The sequence below is a fragment of the Arthrobacter sp. yr096 genome (assembly GCF_900108925.1).
GTDB lineage: Bacteria > Actinomycetota > Actinomycetes > Actinomycetales > Micrococcaceae > Arthrobacter.
Genome location: NZ_FNYI01000013.1, coordinates 1 through 14,875, shown reverse-complemented (window position 1 = coordinate 14,875; position 14,875 = coordinate 1). Strand labels below are relative to the sequence as shown.

The following is a 14,875-nucleotide window of genomic DNA, read 5'->3' as shown; positions in this document are numbered from 1 at the left end:
ACGAAGGACGAACAGATAAATCTGAAGCTTCGGGGCGGGTTGGTGATCCTGAAGGTTGTTTCGAACGTAGAACTTGTGCCGCTTCTTACGCGTAGCCACCCCGATAGGTGATATCTGCATCGACCGCTACTTCTTCGGGCTCGCGAATTTCGCTGAGGGGCTCTTCCCCGGTCAGTTGGGGTAGGGAGTCCAACACCGCCCCGAGCACAGCAGACTCTACCTGCGCGTCGGCTAGAGGGGTGATGAGTGCTATGGGTCGACCCTGCCGGGTGATGAGCGCGGGCTCGCCAGACTCATTGATCTCTCGAAGCACCTTGGCGGTGTTCTGGTTCAACTCACGCATGGTGTACCAGTGGGAACTGGCAATCCGTCGACTGGTTTCCATCTTCACTCCTTCGCGCGTCGGGTGGAACGTTTTCGAGTGAACCACGAGACTAACACTGTAGTACCCATGTAGTACATAGCAAGGAGACTAGCGTGGATATTCCTCCCAGCCCAGGCAAGGCTTCATCCCTGACGTTTGCAGCGCGGGGTGAGAACCTGAATAGCACTCTGAAGTGGCTTGTTGCCTCCGCCGGCGCGATTGCGGCCGCCATCGTTGCTGGGCTTCAACTGACGGCCATCGCCAATCTCCAACCCTGGGCAGCCCTTATCGCTGCTTGTGGAGCGACTGTAGCTCTGATAGCGATAGGCGTAATTCTGCTTGGGGCCACACGCGTCCTTGCCCTTCAGGGCAAAACGGTGAATGAGCTGTCCAACGATGAACTGGATGCGGGGGTTTTGGATCCAAAGCCCAACCTCGATGCTGCCAAGTTACCTCCTCAAATTGCATGGGTCCACGAACGACGGACATTCCTCCTCGGAGATGCAACTTCTATCACGAGCCTTTACGCGGATGGCATCGTCGGAGCAAAGCGCGCATTGGATGCTCTCAGAAGGGGCGAACCATCCACATGGTCCCAGCGGGATCTAGATCCAGCTGTGGACGTGGCTTGGCTTGAACGAGAATATGCGGCCACAACAGCCCGAGTAGAACTTCTTGAAGAAGCCGCCACCTATTGGCAAAAACGTGACGCCTACTCCCAATTGCTTGACAAGGCGCCGCGTTGGTTCGCTCTCTTCGTTCTTGGAGTTGTCATCTTTGCCATCATGCCAGTTTGGGGGAGAGCTAACCCAGCCGCTGAAATAACAGATCCCCTGCCCGTGCAGATCTATGTGAAAGACGCCCGGGTAGCTGGTGTGCCTGATGGCTGCCCGGCGACGCTTTCGGGCCGGATGGTCGGGGGCTCCTTGCAGCAGCCCATTGTCGTCACGTTGCCGATCGAGTCGTGCCCAGCGCTCAAACTCAAAGCCCAGGACAGCGACGCCTTGATCATTGTGCCCAACCCAGCTGACTCTTCGGGCAGCTCGCGCTGAGCTGACGTGCAGCTCGTGATACCCCAAGATTGGGGCGGGTCAAAAACGACCGTTTTTGACCATCATCGGCATGGCTCCGTAAAAATGCCCCCCAACGCCCTATATACTTGGTCAAAACTGGTTCTCGAAAAGAACTTCGGCCAAAACCGGCGCGAAAGGGTTTTTGACGTGTCGCGGAATGTCATTGGATACGCAAGGGTCAGTACACGGGGTCAGTCCTTGGACGCACAAGTAGATGCTCTCGCGGCCGCCGGAGCGTTGAGGGTGTTTCAGGACCACGCGTCTGGAGCAACCCAAGCGAGGGCGGGATGGAAGGAATGCCTCGGCTATCTTCAGCCCGGCAATATCCTCATGGTGGCGGACCTGACCAGGCTAGGCCGCAGCACCTCTGACTTGGCCGACATCGTAACGGTTCTTGGGCAGCGGGGGATAGGGTTCCGTTCACTCGCGGAGCCTTGGCTGGACACCACCAGCGCGCACGGGAAGCTCATCTTTGACATGTTCGCATCGCTTGCTGAATATGAACGATCCAGGCTGTCAGAACGAACCAAGGCGGGTCTGGCTGCTGCCAAGGCCCGAGGTCGCTCGGGCGGAAGGCCTACGGTGATGACTGCGGGAAAGCTGGAAACGGCAACGCAGTTACGTCAAGAAGGAAAAACTTTGCATGACATCGCTGAACGGCTTGGAGTAAGCGTCTCGTCACTGACGAGGGCATTGGGCCCCAAAACCATTAGTCAAGGCGAACATGCTCCACGGAAGGCGGCTCTCGTTTCATGAAGCTGACATCTTGCTCACCGGATGTGATGGGAAAGACCGCCGAAGCCCTAGGATTGCCAACATGACTGAAGCCACCGTTCAAGGGGATGTTCTTGAGTGGGCGTTGGAGGACTCCGGCGTTAACAGAGATGAGATCCTCGAAGCAGTCGGACTGGCTTGGCGCGCTGCACAGTCCATACAGCTAACGGGTCCTCTCACGATTGACGAGGAAGACCTTAAGTACATCGCGAAAGCGACTCGACGCTCGATCTACTTCTTTGCCCTTCCGGCGCCCCCCGCAACGAGCCGGCACTCTGTGGACGCCAATTTTCGGGCTCCAATGTCCAACACTGGTCAGGCGAGATCCCTCAACCCCGACGAACGCGCCGCAGTCAGAGACGCTAAACGTCGCCAACAAGCAGCCGCCAAAATAAGCGCAGAGCTGGGGCATCTTCCTGTCCAACTGCCCACTATCCCCCCAAATATGGCGGCAGAGCACGCCGCCGGCCGCGTCGCCGATTGGTTGCAGTGGGGCGATATTCGGGACCGTCGCAAACGCATTCAGAGCAAGTCCCGCCTGTTCGTGGCCATCAGGGATGCCTTAGAAGGCCATGGCGTCATGACAAACGTTCTGCCGATCGAGGGCGACGCGTTGCGCGGTTTCACTCTCCATCATGACTACGTGCCCCTGATATTTGTAAACGGGGAGGTAAAGCACCCGCAGGCGCGCTCATTCACGCTCCTCCATGAACTGGCGCATCTTCTACGGGGAGTGGACAAAGCCTGCGATAAGCACGACTTGCAGGCACGCACAAGCGAGGAAGCCTGGTGCAACCGATTCGCGGCCGCCTTCCTGATGCCCAGGGCGGAACTCGATACCTACATGGAGAAGTACCTGAAAAAGGACTTCATCCAGGACAGCGATGTGGACGCCGTTCGTCGCATTGCAGGGTATTTTTACTGCAGCCATTACTCCGTGGCTATCCGCCTCAAGCAGCTGGGACTTGCTAACGCCGGCTTGGTGGATGCGGTGTCCGGAGACTATGTAGAGCCTGAGGAAAAGGGCTTCGTCCCTGGGGGTCAAACTCGGCCGCAAAAGCGACTCGCAGCCTACGGATCTGGTCTGGCGAGACTGTTTGGTCAGGCCCTTCAGTACACGGCCGTGTCTGAGATCGAAATCCGGAAAACCCTCAATCTCCACTCTAGGGCTGAGCTCCAGAGCTTCCTTACTCTCGGCCGGGAGGCCGTGTAACGGTGGATCAGATCTATGTACTCGACAGCTCGGCCCTGCAGACCTTGAACGAGTTGGCAACGGACGATGACACGCTCACCGAACGACTAACGGAACTTCGAGACAATTCGCAGGTCATCTACTGCGAGGCTGCGAAGAACGAACGGCAGCGGTTTGCCAAGGGTGATCCTGTAACGATATGGGCGGCTTCGGGCTGGAGAAGCTTGAAAGACGCGGCTGAGGTCCGGTGGCCTGCAGTTAGCGCAGTGTGTGTGGAGTTTGGGATCCCCACCCCACCAGACCTGCACATTTTGGATCCTGATAACGAGGAGACCGATCAGCAGCAGGCAATCGTCACTATCGCCCTGGCGCGAAAAATGACGTCCAGTTATAACGTCATCGTTGTCTCAGACGAGGACTTTACGCTGGAAAACCGATGCACAGTTCCAGAAGCCTGCACGGTCTTGGGGATGGAGCACTGCACAGTCAAGGACTTCCTGGAATCCGTGGATATCACGGTCGTCACGAAAGCTCCATGACAGGGTCGCTCCCTTTGGTGTAGCGAACACTCCTGGTGCTGACCTTGTCGAGGTACCGCTCAAGCCACGCCACGTCTGCGTATTTTCGAGCGCTTAGGACGTCCAAGACAGCCTTGACAAAAAGCAGCATTCCCGCTCCGTGGTCTGCCCGGACGTGATCACCCAATGCTGTGTTGATGGGCCACCAGAAACCGTTTTCTGTTCCCCCGAGTTCGGCAATCGGGCGGGAATTGCTTTCGCCTGGTTTCGGTGCGAACGGCATGGAGATTCGGTAGCCGTCCGCCGACGCCGGATCGCGAATTCCGAACAGGGAAGAGTTGTTTACGAGAAAAAAGTCGGGCCGGGCGTCCTCCGGCATATCGAAGAACCAGTTCGCAACGGTCTTTGGATGAGAGGTTGCATCGTGTGCGAAGACTGCGAATACAGGCAGTTGGTGTCCGGGGCTGACGAGCTTTTGGTGCTTCCTGATCTTCCCCGGGATGTCTGTATCGACATCCTTCTTGCTCAAGCCACCCTTTATCTCGATAGCGAGCAGCACAGATTCGACCGGGAAAATCAGTTCATCGGGAGTCTGGGCAAATAGAATCGGATGCGAGGTGTTACTTAGGATCAATGCATCCATTTGAGCGGAGATCGACCCATCGGCGTCGATTATTTCGCCGTTGGAAACCCGCGTCGAAGGTGGCAGAACCTTGCCGAGCAGCTTGATTATCGAGTTCTCATCTGCGGTGCCTCTAGTTCCCAGGTGCGTGACCAGGCCAGCAATATCTTCTGACTCGATACGCAACATATTGGACACGGCATTCCAGTACCTCTGGACTGCGGGCGGGGCTGCGGGCTTCGGCGTCGTCATGATAGGGATTCTACTGACCGCAGGGGGCGGTATTTCCCCATGGAGACACTGCCCTGACCCTTGTACCGGCGCGCCTTCACATGGTGCACACTGACTCTCTTTGTTCCATGCATTGTGACGATCTGACCGGCCGGATGGGCGGAAATCGGGAAAGAACGCGGCGAACCTGTAATGAGTCCGCCCAGGACATTCGCTTTGCGGGCAGAATGGGCTCATGTGCGGCAGATACGTGATGTCCAAAGCAACGAGCGACCTTCTGAGCCACTTTAAGGCCAAAGAAATTGAGGGCAGCCCTTCGGGGCCGAGCTGGAACGTGGCGCCGACTCAGAACGTGCCGATAGTGGCCGAACGCCTGGACGAAGGCACTCTTGACCGGCGCCTGCTGATCGCCAAGTGGGGTCTGGTGCCGTCTTGGTCAAAGGATGTCAAAATCGGGTCCAAGCTCATCAATGCCCGGAGTGAGACGATCCTGGAGAAGCCGTCGTTCCGGTCAGCTGCGGTCAAGCGCAGGGCTATCGTTCCTGCCGAAGGTTATTACGAGTGGCAGAAGTCCGAGGAGGGCAAGAAGATCCCGAACTATCTGTTCTCGGAGAAGGAACCGTTGCTGGGCTTCGCCGGCTTGTACGAGTTCTGGCCCGATCCCGAGCTGCCCGAAGACGACCCCGAACGCTGGCTACTGACCTGCACAGTCCTGACCACAACGACACAGGATGCGCTGGGGCACGTCCACGACCGTTCACCGGTCATCATCCCGCAGGACCGCTTCGCGGAATGGCTCGACCCTGACCTGACCGACAAGGCCGACGTCCAACATCTGTTGGACTCCTTGCCGGAACCGACTCTGACGCCCCGGATTGTCAGCACCCGTGTGAATAGTGTCCGGAACAACGGACCCGAGCTGATTGAACCAGCCGAGTGAGGTACCCGGGCGGTTAGGATGACCTCGTTAGGACAGTTCCCCGTATTGCCGCCCGTGGGGGTGGGCACCAAGAAGGAGGATCACGCATGGCAGGAAAGTTCGAAGTTTACAAAGACAAGTCCGGTGGTTTCCGGTTCCGGTTGAAGGCCGGCAACGGTGAGGTCATCGCCAGCAGTGAGTCATACACCACCAAGGCCGCAGCCCTTAGTGGCATTACCTCAGTGAAGAACAACGCCGGTTCCGACGTCGTGGACCTGACCGGCTCCTAACCACAACGATCCGCCAGGTATAGAACGCGAGGCCCCCGCAAGCTGCCAGAGAGCAGCAGTGGGGGCCTTGTTGGCTCGTGCACGTTTCCCGGCTCTGGATATTGTCGGTGGCTCCTGACAGACTTCCTGTCAGGAAACCCTGACAGGAAGGCGTGAAGCCATGGGCTGGACATCCAACGACTACCAACACGAGGGCTACGTGGCTGAAATCGCACCCGACGGACGCCTCTCAGGAAGCTCAACCAGTGCGGGAATACTCTTCCACGGGATCACCGGACACTACCAACCGGCAGGGGAATCCGACCCCAATGAGGAGATCGTCCCGCACGACCTCATTATGAGCTGGCGTGGTGCCTGCACCTGTGGGTGGCAGGGAGAACTGTGGCGACGGGTCTTCACGCCTGAAGAGGCTGACATTGCTACGCGCAAGGAATACGTCCCCTTAGGGGACGCCGCGTATGTCTCGATGGAGGTGGAGGACGCCGTTCAGGAGGAATGGCATGTCCACATCGCACCGTCCGAGGCAATCCTGGGTGTGGAAGCAGCGGCGAAGGAGCACCGACAGGCCGGGCACAGGCTGGATAAGACCGTCGCGGCCGCGAAGGCAGCCGGCGCTTCCTGGACCGACATCGGGCGGGCCGCCGGGATCAGCCGCCAAGCCGCACACGAACGCTGGGCCGACAAGTAGCCTTGCGAGTCAGCTCGAAGGCTTGGGATCAGGGGTGCGGTCCCATCCAGGCATACGTGTGTTGAGTTCTTTGATACGGCCAGGGTATTGGCCCTTGTTGGCATACACTTTTTGCCTCGCGACCCAACCGGCCAGTGCCCTTTCGGTTGGGTCCCCGGAGTTGCGGTGTGGTCGTCTGCCGTTCTCGTTGACCCAGTTGATGAACTCCGTCGCCCGAGTTTGCCACTGACGTTCAATTTTGAGTGTGGTGCCGTCCGACCAGGCCGGGAATACTGAGTCGAGTATCTGTATGGCTTCGTCCGCGAGACGGCCGCGCCGCTTCTGATGTCGTAGAGCAACGAGAGCTCCGGCGAGGCGTTCAGCCTCACTTCCACTCTGACCATCGGAGGTAGGAAGGCCGCCAGTGCGCTGAACGTAGGCGGCTATGTGGTGCGCCGATTCCACGTACGAGCGTCTGTTAGCTCGTACGGATGGCAATAGCTTTGGAACCTTCCGGGATCAGTGTTTCGGCGGCCGCTTTGGCGTTCTCGTACGTCTCGCCTTCGGCGTCGACATGGCTTAGTTCGCCGGTGCCGGCCTCTACTGTCAGGGTTACTTTCACTCCCATATTTTAGGCCGCCTTTCCCGGGAAGGTCCGTTCGAGCCCCACGAGCAGGGCCGATGTCCTGTCGCTGCGTCGGAGGTCCACGGGCCGAGATCCCTGCAGGGCGGGAGAGGGGAGCATCATCCAGAGCGCGAAGTAATTGTGTGGGATCCGTAGCTCCATGGCCCGTTTGAAGAGTTCCAGCACCACCGGGTCCAAGGTCAGGTCTGGGCGGAACTGGAAACCAGGGCAGTATGTCCCTTCGTCGTCGATGAAGACGCGGACCAGCTGCCGCATCATCGGTTCGGGATCCTCGTGGATGGCGGAGAGCCTTTCGTGGACCTGCTCCAGGGAAGGCAGCTGGAACTCGTTGCGGATCCGCTCCCACAATTGCTCGGGGATGGGGGATCGGTACAAGTCAGCCGGCACTAGCTGATGCATTCCAGCTGCCACCCGGTAGCCAAAGGCTCCCGCCGCAATGTGAAGGTTCGAAGTTCCGCGTTGGCGGACGGCAGTTTGGCTTGGACCTGCCAGTGCTCGATGCTGACCAGGTCGCCGGTTCCGATCGCTGCCCGGTTCCGGGTTTCCCACCATGAGTCCCTGGTGAACCAGTGCGCGGTGTGGACGTCGGGATCGACCATCCAGATCCGGCCGTCGTGACGGATCGCCAACGGGGTGCCGTCGGGGCTGAATCGGACATCGACGTCGTGGCCGGTGGTGGGTGATTCGGGTGCAAGAGTCATGGTGGTTTTCTTTCTTACCTTGGCGCCGGTCAGGCGGCCTTGACGAGGGGGAGTTCGTCCCAGTGGGTGGTGTACCTGGGGGAGAGCATGTCGCGTTTCATGGACCAGTCCGGCCCGCCTTTGATCCCGGCATGGCCCAAGCCGATGGAGCCACGGCCGTACCGTTTCGTCACGTCCTCCAACAGGATCCCAATGCCCCGTTCTTCGTGGGGGTTCTCGAACAGTTCCAAGGGTTTCTGGTTCCCGGAGGGGCGCAGGTCGGTGACCATGATCCCGGCCCTGACGTATTTCACGCCCTCGTGGACCTGGGGGAGCAGTGCGTGGGCTGCCCGGGTCAGCAGCACCGGGTCAGCTGTCGGCATCGGCAACGCAAGACAGACAGAGGGGAAGGACTTTTCGTTCGGGTTGAAGTGCGACGTCGCCGCGAACGCCGTCAGCACCTTGGCTTGCAGGTCGTGTTTGGCCAGGCGTGCGGAGGCCATTTGCGCGTAGACGCTCATGACCTGCCGCAGCCCTGCAGTTGTGGTGATCGGTGTGGAGAAGGATCGGGAGAAGATCAGCTGGTCCCTGCCGATCCGTTCCTCTTCCATCGGGATGCAGGGTGTTCCCTGCAGTTCCAGGACGGTGCGCATCATGACGATGGAGAACTTGTCCCTGATCGTGACTGGGTTCGCCCGGGTCAGGTCCAGGATCGAGAAGATCCCCATCGCGTTCAGGCGTTTGGTCAGCCTGGTGGCCACGCCCCAGATTTCGATCACAGACAGCTTGGCCATCAGCGCTTCGCGGTGCGTGGCGGGCACTGACTCCCACCGGCAGACTCCGTTGAAGGCAGGGTTGTTCTTCGCCCACTTGTTGCATAGCTTCGCCAGGGTCTTCGTCGGGGCGATCCCGACGCAGACCGGCACGCCGACGTGCCGCCGGCACGCGGCCTTCATCGTCCGGCCCAGTTCCAGCAGCTCGTCCGGTTCGCCCTTGACGCCCAGGAACGCCTCATCGATGGAGTAGACCTCCAGCCAGGCTGAGTAGCGGCCCAGCAGCTCCATCACCCGGGCCGAGATGTCCCCGTATAGCTCGTAGTTGCTCGACAAGGCCACCAGGCCCCACTCCTTGGCCCGGGGCCGGAGCTTGAACCACGGATCCCCCAGGCCAATGCCCAGGCGCTTCGCTTCAGGGGAGCGGGTGACCGCGCAGCCGTCATTGTTGGAGAGCACAATGACCGGTTTGCCCTCCAGGGAAGGGTTGAAGGCACGCTCGGCCGAGGCGTAAAAGCAGTTCACGTCCACGTGCGCGATTTCCTGCATCCGGCGCATCACCGCGGGCTTAGACATGGTGCAGGCACCTCGTGGCCACGCCCCAGATGGTCAATTCCGACAATGGCGGAACCTTGATATCGGGGAAGCGGGGGTTGTCTGCCTGCAGGATCACGCCCGAGGGTGTGATTCGTAGCCGCTTGATCGTCAACTCACCGTCGAGGACCGCGACGACCACGGAACCGTCCTTCGGTTCCAGTGCCCGGTTCACCACCAGCTCGTCACCGTCGCTGATGCCAGCCCGTTCCATGGACTGGCCGGTGACCCGGACGATGAAGGTGCTGGTCACGTCTTTGACCAGGTGTTCGTTGAGGTCGATCCGGCCGTCGAAGTAGTCCTGGGCGGGAGAGGGATAGCCGGCGGCCACCGTAACGGGTGCCAGTAAAGCTGTCACCAGAGAGAGTCCCGCGTCTATCACACGGGGGCCAACTACCACGCCCACAACACACCCTTTATTCGAATCTATGTTCGATTAACCATACTCCAGGGGGCCGACAGGATAGGTCCCTGAGTTTTTTTGGAGGGCTTCTCGAGGGGGTCGGTAGGAGGCCCCTCTACTCGGCGGCTTCAACTTGCCCCACCGACGCGGCCGGTTGCAGATCGCAGTGCCCTTCTGAGTAGGGGGCAGTGTAGGAGATACCAACTATCCGAAGTCGCTCAAGCCAGAGGCTACGACGCTGGGAAGCGCTGGGGCGCAACTCTCGTACACTACGAAAGTTCTGGGCTGCGACGTTCCTGCTGTATGAAAGTTCTGTACTAGATCTTTCATACAGTACGAAAGCTCCACCACTTCTCACACCATAAAAAGAGTGAGCCATAAGTTCATGAAAAATTATCGGATCACATTATTAGAATCATGAAAAATGTTCTCATGAAGATTCATGTTTATTTTTTCATGTAAAACATGATTGCATGATCACATGATTGCGATACTCTATAAGTACCGCGTAACCCTATGATCCCGAGGTCAGCGACCTAGGCAACGGGCTCATCTGGGGAAAGACAGCGTGGCGGCCCAGCGGGAACTGGACCACCACGCGTTTGATGGGTTAACCGATCAAGTCTTTCACTGCGGTAGCGAGAACAACAGCAGCCGTGCAGACGCCCATTGCCAACCTAAGCAACTTGAGGCGCCGCACGGCTGCTTGCTTTTTAGCTAGCTCCGGATCGACATCACAGATAAGACCCACCCCCTTTCAGCCAGAACCCGCCATGGGATGGCGGGTTATCCGTGCCCCAAGGAGTTGGGGTAACACAATGATAAACCCATTCTGAGCTTTAGGGAAATAGCAAAAGAATGCGAATTCAACAGGGTTGGCCCTGCCTCCAGACTTCTTTCATAAACTCGCAAGTTTTGGCGCCGCCGGCGAACTCACCCCCTTCGAGTGGGTTGGGGGTCGGGGTCCGACCCCCAACCACGGCGAGGCTACTCTGGACCCCGAATCCCTTCGTCGATTCAGTAGCGAACCGTGCACCGCTCTTCTGTCGGAATTCCGACAGCTCTAGTGCTCCGGCGTGGCGGGACATGGACGGGTTGCACGCCAATAGGGGACAGCTTTGAGCTGTGCGGAGGGCTCCACCTGCCCCCAGTGGGCACAACCCGTCCACCGCGACCGGAAGGGTTACCGGTCTTTAAGGTGTGGCGGTAGTTCGACGTCGGCGGGGTCGAGTTCGGGTCTGGTGCGGAGCAGTTTGATTGGGTGGCGGTAGGACTTGCCGGTCCATGCGACGTCGGACGCGATTTCCACAACGATCGGTTCGATCAACGTCAGCCGTACTGTCCCTTTGTCTTTGCTGAACCGGTTCAGCGAGGTTTCGGTGATTTCTGCGGGCCAGGGATGCCCGGGCTGCGCCGGTCGGAGCTGGCGGCCCAGCTCGCGCCCTATCCGCGTTGAAAGCACCGTGGAGCGGCCTACGATGCGCAGCTGCCCATCGACCGGCAGGCCGGCGATGATCGCCTGTGGCTGGCTCAGTGGGCCGATGACGGCCGCGCACACCACGTCGGTGACGTCTTTGTGCTTGACCTTCAACCACGCCCTGGCCCCCGGCTCGTAGGTCTGGGCTCCGCCTTTGACCACGAGGCCTTCCACGCCGGTGGCGGGCAAATCCCGCAGCCAGGCCTGTGCCAGCTCCCGGTCTGTTGTGGTGGGGGAGAGGTTCAGCGGGGCGGTCCATTCCTTTGCAAGCTCCTCGAGTAAGGACCGGCGGCCAGTGAACGGTACGCTCCTGATGTCTTGCCCTGCGACGGCCAAGACGTCGAAGGCCGCGAAAGAGGCCGGCAACTGGTGAACCAGAGCCGGCATCGCCGCCCGGGCCGTGACCATTCGCCGCTGCAGCGCGTCGAAGTCCAGCCGGTCCCCGTTCCAGATGACGGCTTCACCGTCGATAACGCACCCGGGCGGGATCTGCGCTGCAGCGGCGGCGGCAAGGTCAGGGAATACCCTCGTGAGGTCTTTGCCCTGCCGGGACCAAAGCGTCACGGATTCGGCGTCGACGACAAGGACCGCCCTATAGCCGTCCCATTTGGGCTCGTAGTAGGAAGCGCCCGGGAGCGCATTAGAGCCGGGAAGAGCCTTGACCAGTTTCGCCAGGGCAACAGCAACCGGGGGTTGCAGTGCCGCTGGGATGGACTCGGCCATGACTACTGCTCCTGCGGATTGGGCCAATCGCGTGCGCCACCCATCCGGCGTTGAAGCGACCGGAGCATCCATATGGTTTCATCGTCCTGGAAGCCGGTTGTGATGGACCAGTCGAGTCCTGCGCCCATAACGTTGCTGGCGAAAACTATCTCGGTGGCCAGCAATGCCCGGCGCCAATCGGCCTTGCTGAGGGGTCTGCCCATCCGGATGTCCTCGCCGATGCGATCACCTTCGAGCAACAGATCGTCAACGTCGCTGAATCCAATGGCGACCGCCATTGCGTCTGTGGGGCGGGCAGGCCCACCCCATTCGAGAAAGCCCCGCCACAGGAGCAGCCGTTCCTCATCGCTGAGGTCGAATTGAATCTTCTTTGCCGTGGTCATCCCGCCGGGCTAGTAGCGTTGCTGGTCCGGGCGGCGCATGATCTGAACCGCGCTTGCGAGGCAGACCGTGCCGGAAGCGACCAGGATTGCGGCGGAAGCGATGAGGTACCAGGTGCCACCGGTTGTCAGTGCGCAGTAGAGGCCGTACAGGAGGAAGCTGGTTCCCAATAGCGCCCAGGTCAGCGCTGCTTTCTTCTTGTCCATGGCCCCAGCGTAAAGGACCAAGACCAGAACGGACCTTCGCTGCGCTTCGGCCTGTAGCCCTTCTTTGCCTTACATGTGGCTGGGTTGTTCTCCGTACAAGGCCACTGATCGTAGCCGTCCGGGGGCCCGACCCGTCAACCCACGCAACCGGCCAATCCCACGCGGTCGCTGCGCTCCCTTATTTCGCGGGATTCCCCGGTCACTCTTCGGGGTTGACGGCCCACCCTCGACCGGCTGGACCAGTGGGGGCCTCGCACGGCGGGGCAGGAAGGAGGTGGCTACATGAGCATCGACGAAGCGATCAAGCTCGCGACTTCGGTCGTGAGCTTGATGACAGCTGTCATCGCTCTACTCTCCCTGCGGAACGCGCGCTTAAAGAGCAAACGCTCCCGAGCTGGAACTCGGAAGCGTAAGCGTAAAGCAAGGAAGTAGGTGTAGCTACGAAACCCGGTGGTCGTGACCGCTTCGGTTGCGGCCACCGGCTCCTTCTCAGATTAGGTCCTACTCACCGATAAGGAAACCTCATGGAACCGCTGACCATCGTGAACTTCGTTCTCTCGCTCACAGCACTGGGAGCTTCGATCATGGCGTACCGCGCCAATTCCAAAGTCCCCAAGGAAGACGAAAGCTAGCCGGATCCGGGGCGGGCCCGCCACGCGGCTGCCCGCCCTACCGGGCCGGGCTGTCCTTCGGACCTTCAGCCGTGTCCTTCATGATGCGCCCAATCGTCGCGGCAATCGCCCGCACCGCCTCCGGGTCCTCCGCCCAAGAGCGCCCGTTACGGCTGCAAGCGCGAAACGACGTCACCTTGGAATCGTCGATGGTCTGCCGCAGCTCAACCCACGCCGCCTCCAGGTCGGAAGATTCCGCGGTCTTTCGGCGCCTGCTCAGAAAGTCTCTCAGTCCCACTACCCACCACTCCTTCTGACAACACTCGGAGAACAAGCATGCTCGCAGGGCTCGCACCCCTTTGGGCGTCCATTCCGCTTCGCTCCATGGCCGGCTGTTGGGTCCATGGCGCGCCGTCGCAGAGCTCCGGACACCCTGGCCCTGATGTGTCTACGACGTTTTTTGGCTGCTGTCCTTCGGATTGTACGTGTCCGCTCCACCCCGTCTAGCCCCTCCGCAGGCTCCGGGGCCTGCGGAGCAGGAAATGTCCCTCCGGCGCTCCTGCGTCGCTTATTTCCTCCGGGAATTTCCCACACCTTGCCCAAGGGTAGACAGGCCTCCGTCGGCCACAGCTCCGCAAGCTTCGCCAGCAGCCAAAAAACAACGGGGGAGAGGGGAAGCTGGCCGGTCACCTAGGTCGCCCCACCCACCCAACTTCTCGGACAAGAAGGACAAACACCACATGAACGCAATCACCACCACCACGGTGACCACCGAGGACACCGGCGAAACCATCGACGGCGTTACCGTGCTGGGCGACTACCACATGAACGACGGCTACGACTGGATGGGACTCATCTCAGAGCACGGCTGGGCCGTGATGCCCAGTTGGGGTTCCGAGGGCTGGGACTTGGGCCAGTGGCCCTACGTCATGGTCGCCGGGATCCGCACCGCCGATGAAATCGGCAACCTGTTCGGCTTGGCCACCTATTGCGAGGGCGACGTGAAGACGACGTTTTACCGGACCAAAGCCCGGTACTGGGATGCGATCAGTGAACAGGCATTCCTCCACTGGAAGAACGGACAAGCCCACGGCCCGGCAGAGCTGCCCGAAGCCGCCGCAGAGCTTCCTAGCCGCTACCGGATTCCGCCCGTGTTCCAAACAGCCGCCGCCTAAGACCCCTCGACTCCTTGCCGGGCGGAACCCCCACCGCCCGGCAAGGCCCCAATCCCAAAGCAAAGGACCCAGAACAATGGCCGAAAACCGCACCATCGCCAACAGCCCCGCCCAAGCCGTGGTCTTCCTCGAAACCCTCGCCGCGATCGTTGAGAAGTCCCCCGTGGCCTACAGCACCGACTACGCCGCAGACCTCGCCGCGCACATCCGAGGCATGGCCGACGCCGTCACCACCGAGGCCCGCGTCAACCGCGTCGAACTGGACACCACCCGGCAATACGCGGCACTGGACTGGCACAACGAAGCCGTAGCCATCCTGTTCGCCGCAGAACACCGCCCTACGTTCCTCTAAAAGGAGCCGGTGGGCCGTTCGCCTTGGTGGGCGGGCGGTCCGCCGCGGGTGGTCGCCTGGGTGGGTGGTTGCCGGCGACGGACCGCCGTTCCCGCAACCGGCCGGCACCACGCACCTGGTGCGTGCGGCAAGCCTTGGCGGGGATTGACCTGGGTGGATCCGCAGGGGCCAGGGCAGAGCATGCTCGCAGGGCTCGCACCCTTT

20 protein-coding genes are annotated in these 14,875 nt (G+C 60.4%); 9 read left to right on the top strand and 11 right to left on the bottom strand.

Annotation, left to right across the window (positions count from 1 at the left end; translation table 11 throughout):
- Positions 1-85: 85 nt before the first annotated feature.
- Positions 86-385, bottom strand: a complete 300-nt coding sequence (locus tag BMY91_RS21615; protein WP_090825808.1) for a type II toxin-antitoxin system Phd/YefM family antitoxin — start codon at positions 383-385, stop codon at positions 86-88.
- Between the two features lie 92 nt (positions 386-477).
- On the opposite strand from BMY91_RS21615, the gene BMY91_RS21610 reads away from it, so the two are divergent.
- The 4 genes from BMY91_RS21610 to BMY91_RS21595 all read left to right on the top strand — a co-directional run bounded on the left by BMY91_RS21610 (position 478) and on the right by BMY91_RS21595 (position 3,942).
- Positions 478-1,416, top strand: a complete 939-nt coding sequence (locus tag BMY91_RS21610; protein ID WP_090825806.1) for a hypothetical protein — start codon at positions 478-480, stop codon at positions 1,414-1,416.
- Between the two features lie 168 nt (positions 1,417-1,584).
- Entirely contained in the window at positions 1,585-2,193 is a 609-nt protein-coding gene (locus BMY91_RS21605) for a recombinase family protein (protein WP_256212871.1), read from the top strand.
- A 61-nt stretch (positions 2,194-2,254) separates the two neighbouring features.
- Positions 2,255-3,424, top strand: coding sequence for an ImmA/IrrE family metallo-endopeptidase (locus BMY91_RS21600; protein ID WP_177179979.1), 1,170 nt, complete (start codon positions 2,255-2,257; stop codon positions 3,422-3,424).
- A gap of 2 nt (positions 3,425-3,426) precedes the next feature.
- Positions 3,427-3,942, top strand: a complete 516-nt coding sequence (locus tag BMY91_RS21595) for a hypothetical protein (protein WP_090825799.1) — start codon at positions 3,427-3,429, stop codon at positions 3,940-3,942.
- On the opposite strand, the gene BMY91_RS21590 is transcribed toward BMY91_RS21595, so the two are convergent.
- The gene (locus tag BMY91_RS21590; RefSeq protein ID WP_143054091.1) at positions 3,926-4,795 is read right to left on the bottom strand and encodes a DUF6602 domain-containing protein; all 870 of its coding nucleotides are present in this window, start codon (positions 4,793-4,795) and stop codon (positions 3,926-3,928) included. The genes BMY91_RS21595 and BMY91_RS21590 overlap by 17 nt on opposite strands.
- 214 nt (positions 4,796-5,009) lie before the next feature.
- Here BMY91_RS21590 and BMY91_RS21585 point away from each other — a divergent pair, with 214 nt between their 5' ends.
- The 3 genes from BMY91_RS21585 (at position 5,010) to BMY91_RS21575 (ending at position 6,671) form a co-directional block, all read left to right on the top strand.
- On the top strand, positions 5,010-5,714 hold the full coding sequence (locus BMY91_RS21585; protein WP_090825794.1) for an SOS response-associated peptidase: 705 nt from the start codon (positions 5,010-5,012) through the stop codon (positions 5,712-5,714).
- An 86-nt stretch (positions 5,715-5,800) separates the two neighbouring features.
- A complete protein-coding gene (locus BMY91_RS21580) occupies positions 5,801-5,983 on the top strand; it encodes a YegP family protein (RefSeq protein WP_090825791.1) in 183 nt (60 codons plus the stop codon).
- A 160-nt stretch (positions 5,984-6,143) separates the two neighbouring features.
- On the top strand, positions 6,144-6,671 hold the full coding sequence (locus BMY91_RS21575; protein WP_090825789.1) for a hypothetical protein: 528 nt from the start codon (positions 6,144-6,146) through the stop codon (positions 6,669-6,671).
- A 457-nt stretch (positions 6,672-7,128) separates the two neighbouring features.
- On the opposite strand, the gene BMY91_RS23230 is transcribed toward BMY91_RS21575, so the two are convergent.
- The 8 genes from BMY91_RS23230 to BMY91_RS21540 all read right to left on the bottom strand — a co-directional run bounded on the left by BMY91_RS23230 (position 7,129) and on the right by BMY91_RS21540 (position 12,533).
- A complete protein-coding gene (locus tag BMY91_RS23230; RefSeq protein ID WP_177179978.1) occupies positions 7,129-7,272 on the bottom strand; it encodes a hypothetical protein in 144 nt (47 codons plus the stop codon).
- A gap of 9 nt (positions 7,273-7,281) precedes the next feature.
- Positions 7,282-7,695, bottom strand: coding sequence for a hypothetical protein (locus BMY91_RS21570; RefSeq protein ID WP_090825786.1), 414 nt, complete (start codon positions 7,693-7,695; stop codon positions 7,282-7,284).
- Entirely contained in the window at positions 7,683-7,997 is a 315-nt protein-coding gene (locus tag BMY91_RS21565; RefSeq protein ID WP_090825783.1) for a hypothetical protein, read from the bottom strand. The genes BMY91_RS21570 and BMY91_RS21565 overlap by 13 nt, the downstream gene beginning before the upstream one ends.
- Positions 7,998-8,026: 29 nt before the next feature.
- On the bottom strand, positions 8,027-9,325 hold the full coding sequence (locus BMY91_RS21560; RefSeq protein ID WP_177179977.1) for a Y-family DNA polymerase: 1,299 nt from the start codon (positions 9,323-9,325) through the stop codon (positions 8,027-8,029).
- Positions 9,318-9,749, bottom strand: coding sequence for a LexA family protein (locus BMY91_RS21555; RefSeq protein WP_090825777.1), 432 nt, complete (start codon positions 9,747-9,749; stop codon positions 9,318-9,320). Before BMY91_RS21555 ends, BMY91_RS21560 begins: the two co-directional genes overlap by 8 nt.
- Positions 9,750-10,929: 1,180 nt before the next feature.
- A complete protein-coding gene (locus BMY91_RS21550) occupies positions 10,930-11,946 on the bottom strand; it encodes an ATP-dependent DNA ligase (RefSeq protein WP_090825774.1) in 1,017 nt (338 codons plus the stop codon).
- Positions 11,947-11,948: 2 nt separating this feature from the next.
- Positions 11,949-12,329, bottom strand: a complete 381-nt coding sequence (locus tag BMY91_RS21545) for a hypothetical protein (RefSeq protein WP_218143865.1) — start codon at positions 12,327-12,329, stop codon at positions 11,949-11,951.
- A 9-nt stretch (positions 12,330-12,338) separates the two neighbouring features.
- Positions 12,339-12,533: a hypothetical protein gene (locus tag BMY91_RS21540; RefSeq protein WP_090825771.1), complete on the bottom strand. Its 195-nt coding sequence runs from the start codon at positions 12,531-12,533 to the stop codon at positions 12,339-12,341.
- Positions 12,534-13,884: 1,351 nt separating this feature from the next.
- On the opposite strand from BMY91_RS21540, the gene BMY91_RS21525 reads away from it, so the two are divergent.
- Positions 13,885-14,319, top strand: a complete 435-nt coding sequence (locus BMY91_RS21525) for a hypothetical protein (protein WP_090825762.1) — start codon at positions 13,885-13,887, stop codon at positions 14,317-14,319.
- A gap of 76 nt (positions 14,320-14,395) precedes the next feature.
- On the top strand, positions 14,396-14,671 hold the full coding sequence (locus tag BMY91_RS21520; protein WP_090825759.1) for a hypothetical protein: 276 nt from the start codon (positions 14,396-14,398) through the stop codon (positions 14,669-14,671).
- Here BMY91_RS21520 and BMY91_RS23325 read toward each other — a convergent pair.
- A partial coding sequence (locus tag BMY91_RS23325) for a hypothetical protein (RefSeq protein ID WP_218143864.1) occupies positions 14,668-14,875 on the bottom strand: 208 nt, incomplete at its 5' end. The genes BMY91_RS21520 and BMY91_RS23325 overlap by 4 nt on opposite strands.